Annotated in this window: 17 protein-coding genes; 10 read left to right on the top strand and 7 right to left on the bottom strand. The window is 66.1% G+C overall.

Translation table 11 applies throughout. The annotated features are described in order from the left end of the window. Positions 1-12: 12 nt before the first annotated feature. Positions 13-852 (top strand): metal-dependent hydrolase, encoded by an 840-nt coding sequence (locus J2T47_RS21505; RefSeq protein WP_081516440.1) that lies wholly within the window; start codon positions 13-15, stop codon positions 850-852. Between the two features lie 213 nt (positions 853-1,065). Here the strand turns inward: J2T47_RS21505 and J2T47_RS21500 are convergent, their stop codons facing one another. Continuing rightward, positions 1,066-2,004, bottom strand: a complete 939-nt coding sequence (locus tag J2T47_RS21500) for an alpha/beta fold hydrolase (protein ID WP_253451427.1) — start codon at positions 2,002-2,004, stop codon at positions 1,066-1,068. 163 nt (positions 2,005-2,167) lie between these two features. Here J2T47_RS21500 and J2T47_RS21495 point away from each other — a divergent pair, with 163 nt between their 5' ends. Next, a complete protein-coding gene (locus J2T47_RS21495) occupies positions 2,168-3,040 on the top strand; it encodes a hypothetical protein (RefSeq protein WP_253451425.1) in 873 nt (290 codons plus the stop codon). A 128-nt stretch (positions 3,041-3,168) separates the two neighbouring features. On the opposite strand, the gene J2T47_RS21490 is transcribed toward J2T47_RS21495, so the two are convergent. The 4 genes from J2T47_RS21490 to J2T47_RS21475 form a co-directional block, all read right to left on the bottom strand. Next, on the bottom strand, positions 3,169-5,895 hold the full coding sequence (locus J2T47_RS21490) for a LuxR C-terminal-related transcriptional regulator (protein ID WP_253451422.1): 2,727 nt from the start codon (positions 5,893-5,895) through the stop codon (positions 3,169-3,171). Positions 5,896-6,128: 233 nt separating this feature from the next. After that, positions 6,129-7,496, bottom strand: coding sequence for a DUF1329 domain-containing protein (locus tag J2T47_RS21485; RefSeq protein WP_253451420.1), 1,368 nt, complete (start codon positions 7,494-7,496; stop codon positions 6,129-6,131). Between the two features lie 166 nt (positions 7,497-7,662). Then, entirely contained in the window at positions 7,663-9,585 is a 1,923-nt protein-coding gene (locus J2T47_RS21480; RefSeq protein WP_253451418.1) for a DUF1302 domain-containing protein, read from the bottom strand. Positions 9,586-9,791: 206 nt separating this feature from the next. After that, entirely contained in the window at positions 9,792-11,474 is a 1,683-nt protein-coding gene (locus J2T47_RS21475; RefSeq protein WP_253451416.1) for a fatty acid--CoA ligase, read from the bottom strand. A 334-nt stretch (positions 11,475-11,808) separates the two neighbouring features. Between J2T47_RS21475 and J2T47_RS21470 the strand changes: the two genes are divergently transcribed. From J2T47_RS21470 to J2T47_RS21455, 4 genes are all read left to right on the top strand, one after another. After that, the gene (locus J2T47_RS21470; protein ID WP_253451414.1) at positions 11,809-12,984 is read left to right on the top strand and encodes a thiolase family protein; all 1,176 of its coding nucleotides are present in this window, start codon (positions 11,809-11,811) and stop codon (positions 12,982-12,984) included. Between the two features lie 194 nt (positions 12,985-13,178). Continuing rightward, a complete protein-coding gene (locus J2T47_RS21465) occupies positions 13,179-13,928 on the top strand; it encodes a gluconate 2-dehydrogenase subunit 3 family protein (RefSeq protein ID WP_253451412.1) in 750 nt (249 codons plus the stop codon). Between the two features lie 4 nt (positions 13,929-13,932). Then, on the top strand, positions 13,933-15,711 hold the full coding sequence (locus J2T47_RS21460) for a GMC family oxidoreductase (RefSeq protein ID WP_253451410.1): 1,779 nt from the start codon (positions 13,933-13,935) through the stop codon (positions 15,709-15,711). Between the two features lie 11 nt (positions 15,712-15,722). Next, on the top strand, positions 15,723-16,973 hold the full coding sequence (locus J2T47_RS21455) for a cytochrome c (RefSeq protein ID WP_253451408.1): 1,251 nt from the start codon (positions 15,723-15,725) through the stop codon (positions 16,971-16,973). A 37-nt stretch (positions 16,974-17,010) separates the two neighbouring features. On the opposite strand, the gene J2T47_RS21450 is transcribed toward J2T47_RS21455, so the two are convergent. Both J2T47_RS21450 and J2T47_RS21445 read right to left on the bottom strand, forming a co-directional pair. Next, positions 17,011-17,640: a LysE family translocator gene (locus tag J2T47_RS21450; protein ID WP_253451405.1), complete on the bottom strand. Its 630-nt coding sequence runs from the start codon at positions 17,638-17,640 to the stop codon at positions 17,011-17,013. An 86-nt stretch (positions 17,641-17,726) separates the two neighbouring features. Next, complete coding sequence (locus J2T47_RS21445; RefSeq protein WP_253451403.1) at positions 17,727-19,190, bottom strand: DUF1266 domain-containing protein; 1,464 nt, start codon at positions 19,188-19,190, stop codon at positions 17,727-17,729. Between the two features lie 219 nt (positions 19,191-19,409). Between J2T47_RS21445 and J2T47_RS21440 the strand changes: the two genes are divergently transcribed. From J2T47_RS21440 to J2T47_RS21425, 4 genes are all read left to right on the top strand, one after another. Continuing rightward, positions 19,410-20,375: a 2-hydroxyacid dehydrogenase gene (locus tag J2T47_RS21440; RefSeq protein WP_253451401.1), complete on the top strand. Its 966-nt coding sequence runs from the start codon at positions 19,410-19,412 to the stop codon at positions 20,373-20,375. Continuing rightward, positions 20,372-21,136: a DUF1835 domain-containing protein gene (locus J2T47_RS21435; RefSeq protein WP_253451399.1), complete on the top strand. Its 765-nt coding sequence runs from the start codon at positions 20,372-20,374 to the stop codon at positions 21,134-21,136. Before J2T47_RS21440 ends, J2T47_RS21435 begins: the two co-directional genes overlap by 4 nt. A gap of 53 nt (positions 21,137-21,189) precedes the next feature. Continuing rightward, positions 21,190-22,191: a class I SAM-dependent methyltransferase gene (locus J2T47_RS21430; RefSeq protein WP_253451397.1), complete on the top strand. Its 1,002-nt coding sequence runs from the start codon at positions 21,190-21,192 to the stop codon at positions 22,189-22,191. A 118-nt stretch (positions 22,192-22,309) separates the two neighbouring features. Beyond that, entirely contained in the window at positions 22,310-23,767 is a 1,458-nt protein-coding gene (locus J2T47_RS21425) for an amino acid permease (RefSeq protein ID WP_253451564.1), read from the top strand. Positions 23,768-23,790 lie beyond the last annotated feature (23 nt).

Here is a 23,790-nt window from a genome sequence, read left to right as displayed (position 1 = left end):
AATGGAGCCGCCATGGCCAGCACCACCCCCGCAGGACTGGAGATCAAGCCCCGGCACATGGACTTCGATCTGCCCGATCCGCTGCCGCGTCACTGGCACAGTGGAGACGCCTTCAAGTCCCATCTGTTCGACGCCATGTCGGTGCTGTTCCCCGACGGCGAGCGCTTCTTCATCGACTCGGTGCGGCAGTTCCGCGACCAGATCAGCGACCCGGTGCTGAAGGAGCAGATCCGTGGCTTCATCGGCCAGGAAGGCCACCACAGCCGCGAGCACCTGACCTACAGCCAGCGTCTGCGCGACCAGGGCTACGACATCACCGCCATCGAGAAGCGCGCCCAGGCGCGCATCCGTTTCACCCAGAAGAAATTCCCGGCCAAGCGCCAGCTGGCCGCGACCGCCGCGCTGGAGCACATCACCGCGATCATGGCCAACGGGCTGCTGACCGACCCGCGCACCATGGAAGGAGCCGACCCGGTGATGCAGCGCCTGTGGCGCTGGCACGCGCTGGAGGAAACCGAGCACAAGGCGGTGGCCTTCGACGTCTACAACCAGGTCTGCGGCAGCCGCAAGCTGCTGCGCCGGGCGATGCGCATGGCGACCTTCTTCTTCGTGCTGGATACCTTCCGCGGGCTGGTGCACATGCTCAAGGTCGACGGCCTGCTGTGGAACTGGCGCGTCTGGCGCGACGGCATCAAGTGGACCTGGGGCAAGCACGGCGTATTCCGCCCGCTGCTGCGCGAGTACATGGACTTCTTCAAGTCCGACTTCCATCCCTGGCAGCACAACAACCTCGACGTGTTGTACGAGGTGCGCAAGGAATACGACGCGCAGCCGATGGCTCACGCCGGCTGATTCGCCCTGCGCTTCGAACGCCGCCCCGCTCAGCCGGGGCGGTGTCGTCTCTGGCGTCAGGCAAGGTCTTCCCCTGTAGGAGCGGATTCATCCGCGATAGGCATCGCTCAGGTAGAGGAAGTGCTGGCGGAAACAATCGCGGACGGAGTCCGCTCCTACGCTCCATGAAAAAGCCCGGCACATGGCCGGGCTCTTTCATCACGCGATCAGCACTCAGGCATGCAGGAAACGCAGCGCATCCGCCGCCGACTCCTCGGGGATTTCCTCCATCGGAATGTGCCCCACGCCCGGATAGACCTTCACCTCGATGCCCGGCACGTCGCGCTGCCACATCGGCACATGGCGCGGTGAGATCCAGCGGTCGCGCTCGCCCCACATCAGCATCGTCGGCACCTTCAGCGCGGCGACGCGGTTGGGGGTGGTGGGCAGTTCCTCGCGGTTGGCCTTCACCAGCACGCGGAAGATGTCGATCATCGCGCGGCGATTGCCCGGCCGGCGGCTGATGTCGTAGTAACGGTCGATCACCCCCGGCTTGATTTTGCGCGCATCGCCGTAGACTTCCTTGATGCCCTGGGCCACCAGGGCGCGCGGCATCCACATCGGCATCATGATGCCGGCGCCGGGCAGCACCGCGCTGGCGATCATCAGCGGCACCTTCTGCATGTAGTAGCCGGCCGGGTCGATGAGGATCAGTCGTTCGACGCGGTGGGCGTTGGCCAGCGCGTAGTTCCAGGCGATGTAGCCGCCCAGGGAGTTGCCGGCGATAGACACCTGCTTGAGGTCCAGGCGGTCGAGGAACAGGCCGAACACCTTGACCAGGCGCTCGCCGTCGTACTCGCGGTCCTGGCCGCCGCCGGTGAGGCCGAAGCCGGGCACGTCGAGGCGGATGATACGGAAGTGCCGGGACAACTCGGCAACCCAGCCGTCCCAGGTATGCAGCGATGCCATCACGCCGTGGACCATCACCAGCACCGGCTTGTCCGGGTTGCCTTCGTCGCGGTAGTGGATGTCGAAACCGTCGACGTGGATGAACTTCGAACCGGATTCGGGCGAGGCATAGCGGGCCTTCAGCGCGGCCAGCGGCAGGGGACCGAAACCATAGCGGGCCAGGCCCTCGGCCAGCGGTGGTTGCGCAGACAATGTGGCGGTCATGGACGAGTGACTCCCGTGCTTGTTGTTCTAAAGCCCGAATCACACCACAGCGCCCGCGCCGCCGCGCCCAACCTAGGTAGTGTCGAGGCTCGTCACGGGATGACGCAGGCCTTGCACCCCGTTAACCTAGCCCGACCCGCCCTCGCGCAAGGAAAGCCCGTTCGTGCCGATCCTCATTCGCCGTTCGCTGTGGCCGCTGGCCGTGCTGATGCTGCTCCTGTGCCGCCCGGCCCTGTCCGCCGACCTGTACTACCTGGGCCAGAAGATTCCCGACATCCAGCGCAACTGGACCAGCGCCGACTACCAGGTGCTGATCGACGCGCTGAAGAAGATCGACGAGACCCAGGTCAACGGCCTGCCCCGGCGCAGCGGCGAGTTCACCGGGCCGATCTACCAGCGCATGGTCAGCGAGGAGAACTTCCGCCCGCAGCTGAACATCTACGCGCCGCTGGAGCTGCGGCAGAACGAGGCGCGCGAGGTGCTGTTCAAGCTCAAGGAGCTGATGCGCCTGTACTTCAACTTCCGCGCCGCCAAGCAGCCCTACGGCGCCGAGGCGCTGGGCCTGATGAGCTACTCGCTGCGCGAACAGGCGATCCTGTTCAACCTGACGGTGGAATTCTGGATGACCCTGGCACAGAGCGAGCAGCGCAATCCGGTGCGCCTGCAGGGCATGCAGGAAGCCAAGGCCGCCGCCTCGATGCTCACCAGCAGCGCGCTGGACTACCTCGGCCTCACTGCGCAGTTCGACCGCCAGGACCTGGTGCTCTACAGCGCCGAACTGGCCAAGCAGTTGCCCGAACTCTTCATCCACCTGCCGCCGGAGGTGCGCGTGCAATTGCTGATGCGCGTGGATGAACTGTCGCAGAAGCACGCCTACCCGGAGGTCCGCGAGAACATGCGTGACCTGCTGCCGGTGCTGCAGGCGATCCAGGCGGACGTGCAGAAGCAGCTGGCCGCCCCGGCCAAGGGGCAGCCCGTGCCCAAGGGGCTGGACCTGAGCGCGCCGCCGGAGGCGGAGAAGAAGAAAGGGATGTGATCCTGGCGCCAGTCGAGAGGATTGCAGGACCGTAGGGCGCATAACCCGGAACGGGTTATGCGCCGATTGCCTCGCGGCGGATAACGCTGGCGCGTTATCCGCCCTACGATCTTCGGAGCGGGGTACCCCTAGCGCAACAACCCCAGCTCCTTCGCCCGCGCCACTGCCTGGGTGCGGCGTTCGACGCCGAGCTTGTCGTTGATGTGGCGGGCGTGGCTCTTCACGGTGTGCAGGGAAATAAACAGGCGTTCGCTGATTTCCTGGTTCGAGCAGCCCTGGGCGATCAGTTCCAGCACCGCCAGCTCGCGCCCGCTCAGGCAATCGTTGAGCACCGCACCGCGCTCCGGCGGGGCCGGCAGGCGCTCGCGCAGGGCGTCGATGGCCGGCGACGAAGCCCGCACCGCCAACTGCTCGCGCAACCATTCCGGATGCTGCAGCAGCACTTCATGCAACGGAATCAGCAGGCCGACCGCCAGACCATTGAGGCACTCGCCCAGCTCGAAGGAGGCTTCGCGCTCGCGACCGTCCTGCAACAGCAGGGCGACCAGCTGGCCCTGGGCGAAGCGCGCCTGCAACTGCGCGCCACCTTGCAGGGCACCGCTGGCCACGGCGCGCAGCCGCACCTCGGCGTCGGCCATGCGGCCTTCGCGGCGCTCCAACTGGGATTGCAGCATCTCCACGTTGCGCGGCAACTGCGGCGAGCATTCCGGCGGAGTAGCCGGATCGTCGCCGGTGTAGGTGTCGCGCAGGCGCTCCAGCCAGGCGCTGGCCAGTTCGACCTGGCCCTGGCCGAGCCAGAGCTCGCATTTGATCAGGGTGATGGCCGACAGGTAGTAGACCGGCGGCACATCCCATACATGCATCATCCGCTCGACCTCGGCGAGGTGGGCGAAGGCGCGGGTGTAATTGCCCAGCCGCCCTTCCAGGCTGGCGAGCACGCAGAAACCGATCACCAGGCTGATGTCGCGGCAGGCACGGGCTTCCTCGATGCCGGCCTTGAGGCATTTGCGCGCTTCGTCCGGCTGCAGCGCGAGGCTGCGCAGGTAACCCTGGTAAAGCATCAGTCGGCCACGCACCGCGTAGCGGCGCTGAGAAGACAGGCCGGACAATCGCGCCAGACCCTGACGCACTTCTTCCTCGGCGCGCAGCACTTCGCCGCGCGCTTGCAGAACGCGGGCACGGTCGTAATGCACCATGGCTTCGAACAGCGGATTGCCGAAACGCTGCGCCAGCTCCAGCGCTTCACGGTTGAGCCCGCGAGCGCGCCACAGGTCGTCGCGCACGATGGCCAGGTTACTCAGGGTCGACAGGCACAGCAGGCGCGGGCCGAAGCGCTCCGGGCCAAGGCCGTGCATGGCCTCCTCGCAGTGCCGCTCGGCCGCCTCGATCTCGCCGCGGCCACGGGCAATCACACCCGCCAGCGCCTGCCACTGTGCGAGCAGGTCGCGCTGAGCGGTGGCATCGGCGGCGGGCAGGAAGCGCGACAGCTGCGCGGCCAGTTCTTCGGCCGCATCCAGCTGGCAGGCCAGCGCCAGCGCCCAGCTGTACAGCACGATCAGGCGCGGCGTGCTGGCCAGCAGGCTGTCGGGCAGGTCCATCTTCCAGCGCAGCAGCGTGGCGACATTCTGCTCGGCCAGCAGTTGTTCCTCGGACAGACTTTGTACCAGGCTCGCCGCGACCTCCGGGTGGCCGGCGCGCAGGGCCTGCTCCACCGCGTCGTCGAACAGCCCCTGGGCGCTGAACCAGCGGCAGGCGCGAAGGTGCAGCGCGGCGGCCGAAGGCCCGGAGCCGGGCAGCGGGCGCGCCAGCAACAGGTCGGAAAACAGGTGGTGATAACGGAACCACTGGCCCTGCTCGTCCAGCGGCACGAGGAACACCTGGTGTTGCTGCAGATGCCGCAGGATCGAGGCGCTGTCGTGCGCATCGCGCAGCGCATCGCACAATTCGGCGGAGAAGCGCTCGAAGCGCGCGGTCTGGGCCAGGAACATCTGGACCTCCGGCGACTGCTTGTCGATCACCTCTTCCAGCAGGTAGTCACGGATCAGCTCTTCGGCGCCATGCACCGACAGATCGGGCACGTTGGCCGCCAGTTCGTCGCCGTGGGCCAGCAGCCACAGGCGCAGCCCGGCGATCCAGCCTTCGCTGCGCTCGACCAGGTTGTCGAGCGCGTTGTCATCGAGCTGCGCGCCGTTGGCGCTGACCAGCTGCGCGGTTTCCTCGACGGTCAGGCGCAGGTCCTGTTCGGTGAACTCCAGCAGCTGCCGCGACAGGCGCAGGCGCGCCAGGTGCCAGTCCGGCCGCTGGCGACTGGTGACCAGCACGACCAGGCCGGCGGGCTGGTGATTGAGGAGGAATTGCAGGCAACGGTCGAGCACTGCCCCCTGGGCCAGGTGGTAGTCGTCGAGCACCAGCAGCAGCGGGCGGTCCACCGACAGGCTGTCCACCAGCTCATCGAGCAGGTCGTCGAGCCAGGCTTCGAAGGCGAACGGCTGGTGGCGCTGGCGCATCTTCAGCAGGGCCAGGGCTTCCTCGCCGAGGGTGGGAAAGTGCAGGCGCAGGCCTTCGAGCAGGCGTTCGAGGAAACGTCCGGGGTCGCTGTCCCTGGCACTGAGCCCCAGCCACAGGCTGCGCCAGTGGTCTTCCAGCGTCTGACAGAATTCGATGGCCAGCGAGCTCTTGCCGAACCCGGCCGGGGCGGATACCAGTATCAGCCGTCCCTGCAGCCCCGCAGCCATGCGCTGGCACAGCCGCGAACGGGCGACGTGGCCATGCGGCAGCGGCGGTCGGAAGAAGCGGCTGCCGGCCGTGCTGGGGGGAACATCGGTCAGACTTGGCAGAGTCGAGAAGTCGGTCATCGGCCTGGCTCTTGCTCTAGCTCTTATAGCGGTCAACGAAGGTCACACTGCCGTCCGAGCCTAGCCGCTCGCGGTCGGGAATAGAAGTCGATTTTGTTACCTTTGCTCACAACATGACCAGAAAGCGTCCTACATTCCGCCCTCCATTCACCTGACAGATGATCCCCCATAAAAAAACCGGCCCGAGGGCCGGTTTCTTTTTCACCGCGGAACCACCCGTGGGGATCGGGGGATCAGCGCACGCCTTCCTGGCGAAGCGCTGCCGGGGTGAAGTCGCTTTCCGAAGCGCTGTAGTTGAAGTCGTAGGCGGATTTCTCCTCGTTCTTCAGACCCAGCACCAGGTAGCGACCGGACAGCAGGTCATACAGGGTTTCCGCGGTGTACCACGGTACCTGGTAGTTGTAGTAGTACTGGTTGAACGCCTCGGCCACGCGCCACAGGGTGCCACGACCGTCGTAGTGGTCGATTTCCACGGCCTGCCAGGTGTCCTCGTCGATGAAGAAGTCACGCTTGGCGTAGATGTGGCGCTCGCCCGGTTTCAGGGTCGCGGTCACGTGCCAGACGCGGTGCAGCTCGTAGCGGGTCAGGTCCTGGTTCAGGTGGCCGGGCTTGATGATGTCCGAATACTTCAGCTTCGGATCGTCGAGCTTGTAGTTGTTGTACGGAATGTACAGCTCCTGCTTGCCCACCAGCTTCCAGTCGTAGCGGTCCGGCGCGCCGTTGTACATGTCCAGGTTGTCGGAGGTACGCAGGCCGTCGGCGGCGGTACCCGGGCCGTCGTAGGAAACCTGCGGAGCGCGGCGTACGCGGCGCTGACCGGCGTTGTAGAGCCAGGCCAGGCGCGGTTCCTTCACCTGGTCGAGGGTCTCGTGCACCAGCAGTACGTTACCGGCCAGACGAGCCGGAGCGGTCACACGCTGCTTGAAGTAGAAGAGCACGTTGCTCGGCTTGCTGGCGTCATAGTCCTTCAGGTCGGTACGGAAGACGAACTCGTCCTGGAAGTACACCAGCGAGTAGGAGCCGTTGACCTGCGGAGTGGCCTGGGTGACCAGACGGCGCACGTGGCCGCCGCGGTAGCGGGTGATGTGGTTCCAGATGACTTCCAGGCCGTCCTTGGGAATCGGGAACGGGTTGGCAGTCTGGAAGTTCTCCAGGCCGTTGCCGCCCTGCAGCAGTTTGGTGGCCGTGGCGTTCTTCCTGGTCGCCTCCAGCACGCTGTCCGGCACGGTAGCGGTACGGTGCGACGGGTACACCGGCATCTTGTAGGTGTCGGGGTAGCGCTTGAACATCGCCTGCTGGCCGGGGGTCAGCTTGGCCTTGTACTGGTCCATGTTCTGCGCGGTGATGGTGAACAGCGGCTTCTCGCTGGCGAACGGATCGCTGAGGAAGCCCTTGCTGTCGGCGGTGCCGGCGTTCTTGGCCAGGCCGCCGGTCCAGGCCGGGATGCTGCCGTCGGCGTTGCCGGCCTTTTCCGCGCCCATGGGGGTCAGGGTGGTGCCCAGCTTGGCCGCTTCGTCGGCAGAGACGGCCGCCATCACCTGGGAGGCGATGAGGCTGAGCGCCAGGGCGCCCGTGTGCAGCAGGATCTTTGTTGTTCTCATTCGTTTATCGTCCTCGTTGAGTCTTTGCCCACCGCGCTGGCCGCCCTTGTCGGATGCTTCCGGAAAACCGGGGCGCGGTTTTGTCTGCTGCCCCGCGCGGCCGGGTCACCCGGCCGCGCGGATGGCCCGCCGCGAGGGCGGGCCGCTTGCCGGTTGAACGGCCGGCTTAGAAGGTCACACCGAAGCTCAGGCTGACGAAGTCACGGTCATCGACGGTGGAGTACTTGCCGTCGAAGTAGTTGGTGTAGGCCAGGCTTGCGGTATAGGTGTTCAGGTAGTCGGCATCGATACCCAGGCTGACGGCCTTGCGGCCTTCCTCGAAGTTGCCGCCGGGGCCCGGGGAGTAGCCGTCCACGTCGTGGGACCAGGCCACGTTGGGCTTCAGGTTCACACCAGCGAAGACGTCGTTGTAGTCCCAGATCGCGCGGGCACGGTAGCCCCAGGAGTCAGCGGTGGTGAAGCCGTCGCTTTCGCACTTGCGCGACACGTTGTTCTGCGGACCGGAACCCAGGGTAGAGGCGTTCAGCGCTTCGCAGGTCGGACGACCGTTAAGGCTGCCGTTCAGCGGACCGGGGCCGAAGACCGGGTCGCGGCCGTAGCGCGCATCGTTCTGGCTTTCCAGGCCGCCGACGTGGGTCCAGCCGACTTCGCCCACCAGGGTCAGACGCTCGGCGCCCATGACCTGGTCGAAGAAGTGGGTGAAGGTGGTCTGCAGCTGGGTCACTTCCTTGCGGCGGTAGCCATGCAGATCCTGGCCAGCGGTGCCGGTCAGCACGGAAGCATTGTCGTAGACGTGGTTGCCGCCGATGGCTACCGGGTCCAGGCCGGAATACAGGATGTCCGTGGTGTTCAGCTGGACCGGAGCATTCGGACGGTAGCTGATCTCACCCTGCCAGGCGGTGCCGGTGGGCAGCGTGGTGGAGAAGCTCAGGCCGTACAGGCGGATGTCTTCGGGGTACTCGATGAAGTAGCTGGAGTTGCCCGCCATCGCCGCCGCGCCGGCCTGGGCCGCCAGGGACGGGCTGATCGCCGCGATGCTGGTGATCAGCTGGTTGATCTGCGCCACCTTGGACGTATCAGCGCCACGGCCGGAGAAGATCGGCAGGCGGCTGTGGTAGTTCATGTAATAGCCGCCGAACTCGGTGTTCAGGCTGTCGGCGAAGTACTTCAGGGAGAAACCGTACTGGCCGCTGTCACGGGCGTCGCGGTCCGGACCGCGCTTGACCACGATGCCTTCGTTCCACGGCGACGGGGTCAGCGCCAGGCTCGGGCCGAGCAGGGAGTTCAGGGTATTGATCGAAGCCTGGTTGTTGGTCAGCACCGCCAGGTTCTGGGTGCAGCCGTCAGCCACGACGTCCGGCTGGGAGAAGAACGTGCCGCAGTTGTCGACCACCGTCTGGTCCCACTCCAGCTGGTAGAAGCCTTCGGCGGAGAGGTTCTCGGTGAGGTTCTGCGACAGGTAGAACATATTCACCGGCACCAGGGCTTCCTTGATCTCGGAACCCGGACGGCGGAACGCGGTGACGTCGAACGGGTTGATCACGCTGATGCCGTTCTGGATGAAGGTGCTCTCGCCCCAGTTCACCACCTGCTTGCCCAGGCGCACGGTGCCCGGCAGGTCGGCGATGTTGTAGTTGTGGTAGATGAAGGCGTCGAGGATTTCCGCGCCGGAGGCCTGGGCGGCTTCCTTGCGGTTGTGGTCGGAGAGCGGCTTGAACTCGGTGTTCTCGTCCTTCTGTTCGAAGTCGTACCAGTACTTGCCGCGAACGAAGACGCCGGTGTCCTCGTACTTCAGTTCGAGGTCGTGGATGCCCTTGAATATCTTCGAGAAGGTCTTGCCGGCCTTGTAGTTCAGGTGGCCGTCGTCGGAGGTCTGGGACAGGCCCTTGCCACCGTTGTTGACGCCGATGAGGTTGCTGTTCGGATTTTCCGTCGACCAGCTGGCCCCCACGGACAGCGTCGAGTCGAACGAACCTTCGATTTCCCCGATGTTGAAACTGACGGCGGAAGCCGGCGTCGCCAGCGTGGATGCCAGGCTCACTGCCAGCGGCAACCGTGCCAGGCGCCAGATATGTTGCATGGTTTTCATCGACGCTACTCCATGTGTTTTTTGTTATGAGTAGCGGCGACTATAGCCAGCGACCTGACATGCTTGATCGCTCTAAAGTGTGATTTGTCTTACAAAGGCCCTGACTAGACGCTTGCGCAGGCCCGAGATGGCGTGATCACTGGGCTGCGCCGTGCCAAGCGCTTGCTTGGCACGGCGCCCGAAAACCGTGACTTGCCGGTCGTCGGTCACACCGTGGAGAGGAAAGCGCTGCCGGCCTCCTGCCATTGGGCGATGTCTACCCGGATACGCTTCTTGTCGAGCTTGCCGACGCTGGTCTTGGGAACTTCAGTAACAACGGCGATCTGCGAGGGAATCGCCCACTTGTTGATGTGGCCCTGCTCGACGAAAGGCTTGAGGTGTTCGCGCAGCGCCCTGGCATCCAGCGCCTGCCCCTCGCGCAGCACCAGCAGGGCGAACGGGCGCTCGCCCCACTGCGGATCGGGCACGCCGACCACTGCCACCTCGCGCACCGCCGGGTGACGGCTGATGAGGTCTTCCAGCTCCAGGGACGACAGCCACTCGCCGCCGGTCTTGATCACATCCTTGATGCGGTCGCGAATATCGATGAAGCCCATGCCGTCGAGGGTCGCCACGTCACCGGTGTGCATCCAGCCACCGGCCCAGAGCTCCTCGCCCTTCTCCGGTTCGCGGAAATACCCCTGGGTCAGCCAGGGCGCGCGCAGCACCAGCTCGCCCTGGGACTCACCGTCCGCCGGGTGGAACTGGCCGTGCTCGTCCATGATCGCCGCCTCCACCAGCGGCACCGGCACGCCGGCCTTGATGCGGTAGGTAATGCGTTCATCCTCGCTGCCGGCACACAGTTCCTGGTTCAGGTAGCCACAGGAAATCAACGGGCAGGTCTCGGACATGCCATAGGCCGCGGTGAGCTGGATGCCACGGGCCTTGGCGGCGTCGTACAGCGCATGGTTGAGGGCGCTGCCGCCGATGATGATCTTCAACCCGCCGAAGTCGTGGTCCTTGGCCCCGGCGGCGTTGAGCATCATTTGCAGGATGGTCGGCACGCAGTGGGAGAAGGTCACCTTCTCCTCGCGGATCAGCTTGCACAGCAGCTCCGGCTCGTAACGGCCCGGGTACACCTGCTTCACCCCCAGCATGGTCGCCACGTAGGGCACGCCCCAGGCATGCACGTGGAACATCGGGGTGATCGGCATGTAAACGTCATCGGTGCCCATCAGGCGGATGCTGTCGAGGCTGCCGATGGTCGCCGCCATGGCCAGGGTGTGCAGCACCAGCTGGCGGTGGGTGAAGTACACCCCCTTGGGGTTACCGGTGGTGCCGGTGGTGTAGAAGGTGGTCGCCACCGAGTTCTCGTCGAAGTCGGGGAAGGCGTAGCGCGGGCTGGCGGCGGCCAGCAGGGTCTCGTACTCGCCGACGCAGTTGGGCAGCGTGCTGCTCTTGTCGGCGCCATCGGTGATCAGCAGGGTCTTGTCCACCGTGGTCAGCTGCCCGGCGATGCCCTGGTAGAGCGCGACGAACTCGCTGTTGACCAGCACGAAGCGGTCATCGGCGTGGTTCATGGTGTAGAGGATCTGCTCCGGCGAGAGACGGATGTTGATGGTGTGCAGCACCGCGCCGATCATCGGAATGGCGAACATGCACTCCAGGTAACGGTGGCTGTCCCAGTCCATCACCGCCACGGTGTCACCGGCCTTCACGCCGGCCTCGGTCAGCACGTTGGCCAGGCGCGCGACGCGCTCGTTGAAGGTGGCATAGCTGTAACGCACGGTGTCGCGGTAGACGATTTCCCGGCCTTTCTCGTAACGGCTGCCCGACAGCAGCAGGCTCTTGATCAACAGCGGGTACTGGTAGGCGTTCTGTGCAGCGGGGATGACACGGGTCTTCAGCATGGCGTACGCACTCTCAAGGCTGGATCTCATCAGGATGAGACCGACTCTAGAGCGCCCCGTGTGTCCATTCATCAGTCAAAAGAGTGATTTGCCGATGACTCTATGGCCACATCCGGTCACGCGGTAGAATCCTGACGCCCGGTCGTTCACGCCCGGTACCTTTCCCCGGAGTCCGCACAGGGCCTGCGAGCTGGAGCAGAACAAGGCGGAAGCAGGCGAGGGAGCGGAGTTTACATCTTGTAAATGAGCATCCCGATGCCTGCTTCCGACACAGTTGTGCCGACGCGCAGCCGGCCCTGCGCGGACTCCTACAACAAGAGCTAAGAGGTTAGTCATGTCCGAGATCGTCATCGTCAGCGGCGCCCGTACTCCCATGGGCGGCTTCCAGGGCAGCCTGTCCGGCGTTTCCGCCGTCGACCTGGGCGCCATCGCCATCCGCGAAGCCATCTCCCGTGCCGGCATCCAGCCCGAGGACGTGCAGGAAGTGATCATGGGCAACGTACTGCCCGCCGGCCTGAAACAGGGCCCGGCCCGCCAGGCGTCGCTGAACGCCGGCCTGCCCGCCGCCACCGGCTGCACCACCATCAACAAGCTCTGCGGCTCGGGCATGAAAGCCGTGATGCTGGCCCACGACCTGCTCAAGGCCGGCACCAACAGCGTGATGGTCGCCGGCGGCATGGAAAGCATGTCCAACGCCCCCTACGTCATCGAGAAGGCCCGCACCGGCCTGCGCATGGGCCACGGCGAGATCAAGGACCACATGTTCCTCGACGGCCTGGAAGACGCCCGCACCGGCCGCCTGATGGGCTCCTTCGCCCAGGAAACCGCCGACAAGTACAACGTTACCCGCGAAGAGATGGACGCCTACGCCATCGAATCGCTGCAGCGCGCCCAGGCCGCCATCAAGGACGGTTCGCTGGATTCGGAAATCGTCCCGGTCACCGTCACCACCCGCAAGGGCGAGACGGTGGTGAAGGACGACGAGCAGCCGCTCACTGCCAACCTGGACAAGATCCCCGGCCTGCGCCCGGCCTTCCGCAAGGACGGCACCATCACCGCGGCCAACGCCAGCTCGATCTCAGACGGCGCCTCCGCGCTGGTCCTGATGACCGCTGAAGAAGCCGCGCGCCGTGGCCTGAAACCGCTGGCGAAGATCGTCGCCCACGCCACCCAGAGCCAGGATCCGGCCGAGTTCACCCTGGCCCCGATCGGCGCCATGACCAACCTGTTCAAGAAGGCCGGCTGGAGCAAGGACGACGTCGATCTGTTCGAGATCAACGAAGCCTTCGCCATGGTCACCATGCTCGCCATGCGCGAACACGGCCTGGACCACGCCAAGGTCAACGTCTACGGCGGTGCCTGCGCTCAGGGCCACCCGGTCGGTTCCACCGGCTCGCGCATCATCGTCACCCTGATCAACGCCCTGCAGAAGAAGGGCGGCAAGCGCGGCGTGGCCTCGCTGTGCATCGGCGGCGGCGAAGCCACCGCGGTAGCCATCGAGCTGGTCTGATCCTCGGTCCGGCATGAACAAGGGGCGCTTCGGCGCCCCTTGTTCGTTTCCAGCCGCCTATACCGGCACTGGGCATGGCACACCGCCCGCCCAAAGCACGGAAAATTCCGCCCCCATCATCCGAACACGGGGGGCAAGCACCCGCCACCACGCTCCCTAGCATGGACAGTCTCTTCATCTGAGAGTGCTTTCCCATGTCCGACGACTTCAACGATGACGAGCCCGCTCGCCGTCGCTTTCTGAAGCACACCCTCACCCTCATCCCTGCCGTGACCTTTCTGGGCGGCGCCAGCCTGGTCACCGGCAACGCCAGCGCCACTGCGCCGGCAGCCGCGACGGACCAGGAGCGGATAGCCCCCGCGAGTCATGTACCGCTGTACTTCAACGATGTGGAATGGCTCTTCCTGCTGGCCGCCTGCGAGCGTCTGATTCCCAGCGATGACAACGGCCCCGGCGCGGTCGCCGAAGGCGTGCCGGAATTCATCGACCGGCAGATGGAAACCCTCTACGGCCACGGTGGCATCTGGTACCTCAAGGGCCCCGCCCTGCCAGCAGCGCCGGAGCTGGGCTTTCAGAGCCTGCTGGCGCCGCGCGACATCTACCGGGTCGGCATTGCCGCGCTGAACGCCCATTGCCAGCAGCAGTATGCCGGCAAGTACTTCCACGAGCTGGCGGCGGCCAGGCAGGAAGCGCTGTTGAGCGCGCTGGAAAAGGGTGAGATGGCCCTGGGCGATGACTGCTCCGGTCCGATGTTCTTCCAGCAACTGCTGCAGAACACCCGCGAAGGCTGGCTCAGCGATCCCCTCCATGGCGGCAACCGGACCATGGCGTCGTGGAAGCTGATCGGCTTCCCCGGGGCCCGCGCCGACTTCACCGACTGGGCCGCGCGGCCCAACGCCCCCTATCCCCAAGGCCCGGTGAATATCGCCGGGCACAGGAGCTGACCGCATGAGCGCATTGAAGATGGCGCCCGTCGATGCCGTGGTCATCGGCCTGGGCTGGACCGGCTCGATCATGTCCCGGGAGCTGACCGACGCCGGCCTCGAGGTGGTCGCACTGGAGCGCGGGGAAATGCGCAATACCTCCCCTGACTTCGCCTACCCGCGCATGGCCGATGAACTGACCTACGGCATCCGCTACAAGCTGTTCCAGAACCTCGCCAAGGAAACCCTGACCATTCGCCACACTCCCGCCGACCAGGCCGTGCCCTACCGCCGCCTCGGCGCCTTCCTGCCCGGCAATGGCGTGGGCGGCGCCGGCGTGCACTGGAACGGCCAGCATTGGCGTATGCAGCCCTATGACCTGCAACTGCGCAGCAACACCCTGCAGCGCCACGGCGCCAATGCCATCCCCGAAGGCATGACGATCCAGGACTGGGGTGTGACCTACGAAGAACTGGAGCCCTTCTTCGACCACTTCGAGAAGGTCTGTGGTACCGCCGGCCAGGCCGGCAACCTGCGCGGCCAGCGAACCGGCGGCGGCAACCCGTTCGAGGCGCCACGACAGAACCCCTACCCCACCGCGCCGATGAAGACCCTCTACGCCGGCGAACTGCTGACCCAGGCCGGCAAGGAATTGGGCCTGAGCGCCTTCCCCTGCCCTGCTTCCAACTGCACCGAGCCCTACACCAACCCCTACGGCGTACAGATGGGGCCGTGCAACTACTGCGGCTACTGCGAGCGCTTCGGCTGCTTCAACTACTCCAAGGCCTCGCCGCAGACAACCATCCTCCCGGTCCTGCTCACCCAGCCGAATTTCCAGCTGCGCACCCAGTCCAAGGTCATCCGCATCAACACCGACTCCAGCGGGCGCAAAGCCACCGGCGTCACCTACATCGACGCCCAGGGCCGCGAAGTCGAGCAACCGGCTGACCTGGTGATCCTCAGCGCCTTCCAGCTGCACAACGTGCGCCTGCTGCTGCTCTCGAAGATTGGCGAGCCCTACGACCCGGCCAGCGGCGAAGGCGTGGTCGGCAAGAACTACGCCTACCAGACCAACTCTGCAGTGAACCTGTTCTTCGACAAGGACAAGCACTTCAACCCCTTCGTCGGCGCCGGCGCGGGCTACACCTGCCTGGACGACTACAACAACGAAGCTTTCTTCAACCAGACCAACGGCTTCGTCGGCGGCGCCTACCTGTCTTCCTCCACCAGCGGCGGGCGGCCAATCCAGCAGATGGTCCTGCCGGACACCGCGCCGGCCTGGGGCAGCGGCTGGAAGCAGGCGATCAAGGACAACTACAACCACAACATGGGCCTGCATGCCGAAGGCTCGAGCATGGCCTACCGCGACTGCTACCTCGACCTCGATCCGACCTACACCGACGAGCACGGCCTGCCGATGCTGCGCATGACCTTCGACTGGAAACCCAACGACATCCTCCAGGCCCAGTTCATGGTCCAGCGCATGGAGCAGATCGCCCAGGTGCTCAACCCCAGGCACAGCGTCTCCTCGGCGCCCAGGCCCGGCTCGCGCTTCGACTGGCGGGCCTACCAGAGCACCCACACCACCGGCGGCGCCATCATGGGCGAGAACCCGAGGCAAAGCGTGGTGAACAAGTACCTGCAGAGCTGGGACGTGCCGAACCTGTTCGTCCTCGGCGCCAGCGCCTTCCCACAGAACATGGCCTACAACCCCACCGGCATCGTCGGCGCGCTGGCCTACTGGGCGGCCAACGCCATCCGCCAGCAGTACCTGAAGAACCCCGGCCCGCTGGTATCCGCCTGAGGAGGCACGTCATGAAATCCATACTGCTTTCGCTGACCCTCCTGCTGGTCATGGACTCGGCGCAGGCCGACGCGGCCGAAGACCTGGACGCCGCCATTGACCGCGGCCGCTACCTCGCCCAGTTGGGCGACTGCGCCGCCTGCCACACCGTCGATCCGCGGCGCCCCTTCGCCGGCGGGCTGGCGCTGCAATCGCCACTGGGCGCGATCTTTTCCACCAATATCACGCCGGATACCCGCAACGGCATCGGCTCGTACACGCTGCAACAGTTTGCCGATGCCCTGCGCAAAGGCCTCGCTGCCGATGGCCGCAACCTGTACCCGGCGATGCCCTATCCGTCCTTCTCGCGGCTCAGCGATGAAGATGTCAGCGACCTCTACGCCTACTTCAGGCACGGCGTGCTGGCCGATCCCTCGGCGAATCGCATCAGCGACATCCCCTGGCCATTGAACATGCGCTGGCCGCTGAGCGTCTGGAACACCCTGTTCAGCAAAGCCGAACCCTACCGCCCGGTCGCCACCCAGACTCCGGAGTGGAACCGCGGCGCCTATCTGGTGCAGGGGCTGGGGCATTGCGGCACTTGCCATACGCCACGTGGCATTGCCTTCCAGGAGAAAGCCCTGGACCAGAACGGGGCGGACTACCTGGCAGGCGCGAAGCTGGCCGGCTGGTATGCGGCCGACCTGGCCGGTGTCACCGACAGCAGCCTGCAGGACTGGTCCGAGGCAGACCTGATAGAGTTCCTCAAGGCCGGTCGTAATACCCACACGGCCGCCTTTGGCCCGATGGGCGAAGCCGTAGCGCACAGCACCCAGTACTTCCAGGAGGCCGACCTCAAGGCCATCGCGGTCTACCTCAAGTCCCTTTCCTCTGGGCGTGAGGTGGCCAGCGTGGGCAGCGACTTCACCACCGTGAACCTGGTCGAAGGCACGCCGAAAACCGTCGGCGAGGAGCTCTATCTGGATAACTGCGCCGCCTGCCACCGCAGCGATGGCCGCGGCTACCGCAGCACCTTCCCGCGCCTGGCGGGCAACTCGGCGGTGCTCGGTGCCAGTCCCGACTCGCTGATCCGCCTCATCCTGAACGGAGCCAGCGTGCCCGTCACCCAGGCTGCTCCCACGGGCCTGAGCATGCCCGCGTTCGGCTGGCGGCTAAGTGACAGGCAAGTGGCCGAATTGACCAGCTTCCTGCGCTCGGCCTGGGGGTATCAGGCCACACCGGTCAGCCCCGACCAAGTAGCAGACATCCGCGCTCTGCAGTAGTCCCGAGGGCGCCGCGAGGCGCCCCGTTCAAGCCGGTTCAGCGCAACTGGGTGAACGCCAGCTTGATCCCCAGCCCCACCAGCACCACGCCCATCATCCGATCGAACCAGTGCCCCATGCGCGCGAAGCCCGCGCGCACCCGCTGCTGGCTGAACAGCAGCGCCACCAGACAGAACCAGCCGGCCGTGGCGCAGGCCAGGTAAACGCCGTATCCCGCCTGGACCAGCAGCGGCGTGTGCGGGTTGATCACCACGGTGAACAGCGAGAGGAAGAACAGCGTGGCCTTGGGGTTCAGGCCATTGGTGACGAAGCCGGCGACATAGGCGCCGCGTGCAGTACGGGCGACCGGCGCAACGACGGTTTCGGCCGCTGCCGGATCGGCCGGCCGCGCCCGCAGCGCCTTGAAGCCGATGTACAGCAGGTAAGCCGCCGCCAACCATTTCAGCGCGTTGAACAGCACGATGGACTGCGACACGATCAGGCCGATGCCCAGCAGCGAATAGGTCACGTGCAGGAAGATCGCGCTGCCCACGCCCAGCGCCGTCCAGGTTCCGGCGCGACGGCCGTGGGCCACGCTCTCACGCACCACCACGGCGAAATCCGGGCCGGGGCTGGCCACTGCCAGCAGGTGAATGAACGCCACCGTGAGAAATTCCGCCCAGTACATCGTGCCTCCGAACAGCCATCTGCAAAGCCCACTTCTATACGAAGCCACGGGGCCACCACAAGTGCCCGGACCGCGCCTGGCCTGCCTCAACGAGCCACCGCAGAGGATACCGCGTGGAGTACCGGCAGCCTGTCCAGTGGACAGGCCTGCCAGGGTGAAAGGAATTCGGCGAACGGGCAGATGCCATCGAGCAACGCCATGCCGCTACGCAGCAGCTGCCGGCCGGCATCCCGATCCGGAGTGGCCAGCGCATGACCGATGACCACCGAGATCAGGTACTGCTCCCAGTCAGCGAATGCCGAGCGCGCCTGTCGCGCCATGTGCCGCAGGGCATTCCACAGGCTCGCCTCATCCAGCAGGCCGGCGGCGAAGGCCAGGCGCGCACCGAAGGCGGCCCGCTCCAGGTCGTAGCCCAGCGCCGTACGACAGCCGTCCACCCGTTCCGGATCGTGCCCGGCCTTGAGCAGAGCCCGACGCGCCTGCTCTAAGCGTTCCTGCCCCGCCTCGCCAGCGCCACTGCCCCGGCGATCCACGCCAGCTTGCAACTGGGCATCGAAGCGCGCCCGGCTGCCGGTCTCCAGCAGCCAGTGCAGACGCTCCTTCACCGGCCCCGGGCCCTCGGCACGCCAGTTCCGTGCCAGCCACAAGCGGTGCAGTTCCGGCTCATCGGGCGCGATCGCCAGTCGATCGGAGCGCACGCCGGCGCTGAGTGCGATCAGTGATCCGAAGGCCAGCAGGAACAGGCGAGGCTGGCTGGCGAACGGCGCAATCTCGTGTCCGATCTGCAGAACCACACCGTCTGCACGGATGCCTGCCAGCGGATGGGCCCGCCACTGTCCCGCTTCCGCCATCAGTTCCCTGTAGGCACGGATGGCCAGCGAGTCCTGTTGGCCGTCGCGTTGCAGGGTGGCCCGCACCAGCACACAGGACGCGGCATAGCTTTGCCAGTCGCCGAAGTGGCGCACGGCTGCTTCTGCCACCCAGGCCAGGCAAAGCCAGGCCTCGGCCTCGGCGAGATAACCGCAGGCATGGCAGCGCCGCGTCAGCCAGGCAATACACTCGTAGTCGTGAGCCGCCATGGAAATGTCCTTCGGCAGGACCAGGCCGGCCTTGCCCCAGGCCCGCTTCGCACGTTGCCAGCGCAGCCGCTGCTCACCATCGAACGCGCTCGGCTCGTTGCGTTGCAGGCGGCGGAAATCCTCGTCCAGCGGCAAACTGTGCGCTTCCAGCAGCATGCTCTGCAGCGTATCGCGCGCCGATTTGCCATCGCGGATACCCCAGCATTCCTCCAGATCCGCGGCCAGCCGTTCGGTCATTTCGCCACGCTCGCGCACCAACGCCACGCCCACCGGCCCTTCGCAGGCGGCCATCAGGGAGCCGAAGCAGAGCAGCGGCTCCAGGCCGTTGGGGCGCAGCTGATGGCGACGTCGCGCGCAGGGAACGTGAGGAAGGGACGCCGAGGAACCCACGCGGGACCAGACCCATGCACTCCAGAGTCCGGCGGTCGTGATGCCAAAGAGCGTCAGACCGGAGATCAGCCAACCCATCATCGCAAGTCACCTCGGGATTTCGATGGGATCACTCTAAGTAGCTGGCACGGGACAGCAGATGAGGGAAAACCGAAACGCCTGTCAGACTTTTCACTCAAACATCTACCATCAATACGCAGTTCCCTCCGTCCACATCCGCGGGCAGACCGGGTTGTCCACGGCGGCGGTTCTGCCGAGAATCCCCTTCATCCCGCCCTTCCGCTCAAGGTGTCATCGCTCATGAATCCTGCTCGCGCCGTCTTCCTCGACCATGCCTCCCTCGACCTCGGTGACCTCGACCTCGCGCCGCTGCGCGCGCCGTTCGGCGAGCTGGTCCTGCACGGGCGCAGCGACACCGAGCAGGTGGCCGAGCGCCTGAAGGGCGCGCAGGTGGCGATCAGCAACAAGGTGCGCATCGGCGCCGAGGCCATCGAGCAATGCCCGGACCTCAAGTTGATCCTGGTGGCCGCTACCGGTACCAACAACGTCGACCTCGATGCGGCGCGCCGCCACGGCGTGACGGTGAGCAATTGCCAGGGCTACGGCACCCCGTCGGTGGCCCAGCACACCCTGATGCTGCTGCTCGCCCTGGCCACGCGGCTGCCGGACTACCAGGCGGCGATCCGCGAGGGTCGCTGGCAGAAGGCGCCGCAGTTCTGCCTGCTGGACTTCCCCATCGTCGAGCTGGAAGGCAAGACCCTCGGCCTGCTCGGCCACGGCGAACTGGGCGGTGCGGTGGCCAGGCTGGCCGAAGCCTTCGGCATGCGCGTGCTGCTCGGCGCGTTGCCCGGCCGCCCGGCGCGTGCCGATCGCCTGGCGCTGGACGAACTGCTGCCGCAGGTCGACGCCCTCACCCTGCATTGTCCGCTGACCGACGCCACCCGCAACCTGATCGGCCAGCGCGAACTGGACCTGATGAAGCCCGGCGCCTACCTGATCAACACCGCCCGCGGCGGGCTGGTCGACGAACAGGCGCTGGCGGACACCCTGCGCCGCGGCCATCTCGGCGGCGCGGCATTCGACGTGCTCAGCGTCGAGCCGCCCAAGGACGGCAACCCGCTGCTGGCCGGCGACATCCCGCGCCTCATCCTTACCCCACACAGCGCCTGGGGCAGCCGCGAGGCCCGGCAGCGCATCGTCGGCCAGTTGAGCGAAAACGCCGCGGGCTTCTTCGCCGGCGAGCCGCGCCGGGTGGTGGCACCATGAGCCTGCATCTGGTCTGCGGCGACGGCGCCGCCGAAGCCCTGCATCGGGCAGTCGAGGCCGGCGTGCTGACCGAGAAGAAAATCCGCGTGATGCCGGACGACCTCGCGGTCGGCCCGTTGAGCGATGTGGATAACCCGCCCTGCCTGCAGCGCGCCGCGTTCTGGCACGAGCTGGGCGGCGACGTCCTGCGCGAGCGGGAGATTGCCATCGAGATGGCCACCGAGGTGAACTGGCTGCACAGCCCGGACGTCGCCTCCATCACCCTCTGGCACGGCGACAGCGCCAGCGAGCAACTGCTGCTGCGCCGCGTCTGCGCGCTGCTGCCCGCGAACATCATCCTGCGCAGTGTCGGCGCCGGCAGCGGCCAGTGCCGCAGCGAGGACCGCCACGCCATCGCCATGCTCAAACCCGTCGAACTGGCCAACGCCCTGGCCGCCAGCCACGAACTCGACGCCGCCGAGCGCCAAGGCCTGGCGGCGGACTGGCAGCGCGCCCTGACCGAAAACGCCGAGTTGCGCCTGTGGCTGGATGGTCAGTTGAGCGGCAGCGGTTATGCGCACATCGACCGCATCCTGCTGGACAGCGCCAGCGCGTCCTGGCGCCCGGTGCAATCCGTGATCGGGCCGACCATGGCCTACGTCGACGGCCTGTTCGTCAGCGACCTGCTGGCGGCCTGGCGCCTGCGCGAACAAGTCGCGGCCGGGGCGCTGGAACTGCGTGGCGACGACTTCTGGAAGAATGCCGAAGTGCGGCTCGCCTAGGCTCGGCCGCGGCAGCCCTGCTAAACTCGCGCCCTTTTTCGCCAGGAGGCCGCATGTCCAACGCCCCCACCAGTGAAGTGCTGCTGCGCCAGACCGAGCGCTTCCAGGGCCGCGTCCTGCTCGCCGGCCTGCCCGCCGATGCCCTGCTCGGCGACTTCCCGCAGGCCCAGGGCTGGAGCTGGCATGCCGGCGAAGCCCGGCAGCTGGAAAGTCGTTATCCCGGCCGTTGCCATTTCGGCGCCACACCGCCCGCAGCCCCTTTTGAGGCCGCGGTACTGTTCCTGCCCAAGTCCCGCGAGCTGACCGACTACCTGCTGGCCGCACTGGCCAGCTGCGTGCCGGACGGCGAGTTGTACCTGGTCGGCGAGAAACGCGCCGGCGTCGAGCGCGCCAGCAAGCAGCTCGGCGAACTCGGCCGCGCCAGCAAGCTGGACAGCGCCCGCCATTGCCAGCTGTGGCACACACACATCGACGGCGCGCCGGCTGCGCCCGATCTGCACGGCCTCGCGCAACGCTATGAACTGCCGCTGGCCGATGGCCCGCTGCAGGTCATCACCCTGCCCGGGGTGTTCAGCCATGGCCGCCTAGACCGTGGCAGCGCACTGCTGCTGGAGCATCTGGACAAGCTGCCGAGCGGCCACGTGCTGGACTTCGGCTGTGGCGCCGGGGTGCTCGGCGCCACGCTCAAGCGACGTTATCCACAGAGCCGCCTGACCCTGCTGGACGTCGACGCCTTCGCCATCGAAAGCAGCCGCCTGACCCTGGCTGCCAACGGCCTGGAGGGTGAAGTGATCGCCGCTGACGGCATCGACGCCGCGCCAGAAGGCCTCGCCGCCATCGTCAGCAACCCGCCCTTCCACCAGGGCGTGCACACCAGTTACGCCGCCACCGAACACCTGCTGCGCCAGTCGGCACGCCACCTGGCGTCCGGCGGCGAACTGCGCCTGGTGGCCAACAGCTTCCTGAAATACCCGCCGCTGATCGAACAGCACCTGGGCCCCTGCCGCACCCTGGCCGAGGCCGACGGCTTCCGCATCTACAGCGCCCGGCGCTGATCCAGAGCTCGCACTACACTCCACGCAGCCCGCTGGATCGGCGCATCGCCGCTCGCCCTGAAATATCGAGGACACCGTGAATCGCAGAATCAAAGACGACGTCGAACTGACATTCGCCATGGGGCCGAAGGAGAAGCCGCATCATCTGAAGCGCTCCCTCAAGCCGCGCCACCTGAACATGATCGCCATCGGTGGCTCCATCGGCACCGGCCTGTTCGTCGCCTCCGGCAGCACCATCGCCACCGCCGGTCCCGGCGGCGCACTGCTGGCCTATGCGCTGATCGGCCTGATGGTGTTCTTCCTCATGACCAGCCTCGGCGAGCTGGCGGCGTACATCCCCGATTCCGGCTCGTTCTGCACCTATGGCAGCCGTTTCATCGACGATGGCTTCGGTTTCGCCATGGGCTGGAACTACTGGTACAACTGGGCGGTGACCATTGCCGCGGAGCTGGTGGCCGCGCAGCTGGTGATGAAATTCTGGTTCCCGGAAGTCTCGGGCATGTACTGGAGCGCCGGCTTCCTGGCCATCATGTTCATGCTCAACTTCTTCTCGGTGAAAGGCTTTGGCGAGAGCGAATTCTGGTTCGCGCTGATCAAGGTGGTGGCCGTGGTGATCTTCATCGGCATCGGCCTGGCCAGCATCATCGGCATCATGCACGGCATCGACAGCCCCGGCTTCAGCAACTTCACCAGCGGCGATGCGCCCTTCGTCGGTGGCCTGCAGGCGATGATCGGGGTGGCGATGATCGCCGGCTTCTCCTTCCAGGGCACCGAGCTGATCGGCGTCGCCGCGGGCGAGTCGGAGAATCCGCAGAAGTCCATTCCCATCGCCATCCGCCAGGTGTTCTGGCGAATCCTGATGTTCTACATCCTGTCGATCTTCGTCATCGGCATGCTGATCCCCTACACCGATCCGAACCTGCTCAAGACCGACAGCAGCGACATCAGCACCTCGCCCTTCACCCTGCTGTTCGAGCGCGCGGGCCTCGCCGCCGCCGCGGGCGTGATGAACGCGGTGATCCTCTCGGCGATCCTCTCGGCGGGCAACTCGGGCATGTACGCCTCGACCCGGATGCTCTACACCATGGCCACCCAGGGCAAGGCGCCGCGCCTGTTCACCCAGGTGTCCGCCAGCGGCGTGCCGCGCTATGCGCTGTATGCCACCACGCTGATCGGCGCGCTGTGCTTCCTCACCAGCTTCATCGGCGACAAGACCGTCTACACCTGGCTGCTCAACGCCTCGGGCATGTGCGGCTTCATCGTCTGGCTGGGCATCGCCGTGTCGCACTACCGCTTCCGCAAGGGCTTCGTGCTGCAGGGCGGCAACCTCAATGACCTGCCCTACCGTGCCAAGTGGTTCCCCCTGGGCCCGCTGTTCGCCTTCACCCTGTGCCTGATCATCACCCTGGGGCAGAACTACCAGGCCTTCGTCGGCGAGCACGTGGACTGGGCCGGGCTGGTTGCCACCTACATCACCATTCCGCTGTTCCTGGCGATCTGGCTGGGCTACCGCTTCAAGAACGGCACCCGTTTCATCCGCTACGAAGACATGGACATCAGCCCCACCCGCGACTGATCCGACACGCAGGCTTGCCCAAG

The organism is Pseudomonas nitroreducens (genome assembly GCF_024170165.1).
GTDB classification, from domain to species: Bacteria; Pseudomonadota; Gammaproteobacteria; order Pseudomonadales; family Pseudomonadaceae; genus Pseudomonas; species Pseudomonas nitroreducens_C.
This window is presented reverse-complemented; position numbering and strand designations above follow the sequence as displayed.

Excerpts from the sequence above, each read along its gene's own strand:
- J2T47_RS21505 (WP_081516440.1), top strand. The coding sequence starts at position 13 with ATGGCCAGCACCACCCCCGCAGGACTGGAGATCAAGCCCCGGCACATG.
- J2T47_RS21500 (WP_253451427.1), bottom strand. The coding sequence starts at position 2,004 with ATGACCGCCACATTGTCTGCGCAACCACCGCTGGCCGAGGGCCTGGCC.
- J2T47_RS21490 (WP_253451422.1), bottom strand. The coding sequence starts at position 5,895 with ATGACCGACTTCTCGACTCTGCCAAGTCTGACCGATGTTCCCCCCAGC.
- J2T47_RS21485 (WP_253451420.1), bottom strand. The coding sequence starts at position 7,496 with ATGAGAACAACAAAGATCCTGCTGCACACGGGCGCCCTGGCGCTCAGC.
- J2T47_RS21480 (WP_253451418.1), bottom strand. The coding sequence starts at position 9,585 with ATGAAAACCATGCAACATATCTGGCGCCTGGCACGGTTGCCGCTGGCA.
- J2T47_RS21475 (WP_253451416.1), bottom strand. The coding sequence starts at position 11,474 with ATGCTGAAGACCCGTGTCATCCCCGCTGCACAGAACGCCTACCAGTAC.
- J2T47_RS21470 (WP_253451414.1), top strand. The coding sequence starts at position 11,809 with ATGTCCGAGATCGTCATCGTCAGCGGCGCCCGTACTCCCATGGGCGGC.
- J2T47_RS21465 (WP_253451412.1), top strand. The coding sequence starts at position 13,179 with ATGTCCGACGACTTCAACGATGACGAGCCCGCTCGCCGTCGCTTTCTG.
- J2T47_RS21460 (WP_253451410.1), top strand. The coding sequence starts at position 13,933 with ATGAGCGCATTGAAGATGGCGCCCGTCGATGCCGTGGTCATCGGCCTG.
- J2T47_RS21455 (WP_253451408.1), top strand. The coding sequence starts at position 15,723 with ATGAAATCCATACTGCTTTCGCTGACCCTCCTGCTGGTCATGGACTCG.
- J2T47_RS21450 (WP_253451405.1), bottom strand. The coding sequence starts at position 17,640 with ATGTACTGGGCGGAATTTCTCACGGTGGCGTTCATTCACCTGCTGGCA.
- J2T47_RS21445 (WP_253451403.1), bottom strand. The coding sequence starts at position 19,190 with ATGATGGGTTGGCTGATCTCCGGTCTGACGCTCTTTGGCATCACGACC.
- J2T47_RS21440 (WP_253451401.1), top strand. The coding sequence starts at position 19,410 with ATGAATCCTGCTCGCGCCGTCTTCCTCGACCATGCCTCCCTCGACCTC.
- J2T47_RS21435 (WP_253451399.1), top strand. The coding sequence starts at position 20,372 with ATGAGCCTGCATCTGGTCTGCGGCGACGGCGCCGCCGAAGCCCTGCAT.
- J2T47_RS21430 (WP_253451397.1), top strand. The coding sequence starts at position 21,190 with ATGTCCAACGCCCCCACCAGTGAAGTGCTGCTGCGCCAGACCGAGCGC.
- J2T47_RS21425 (WP_253451564.1), top strand. The coding sequence starts at position 22,310 with ATGGGGCCGAAGGAGAAGCCGCATCATCTGAAGCGCTCCCTCAAGCCG.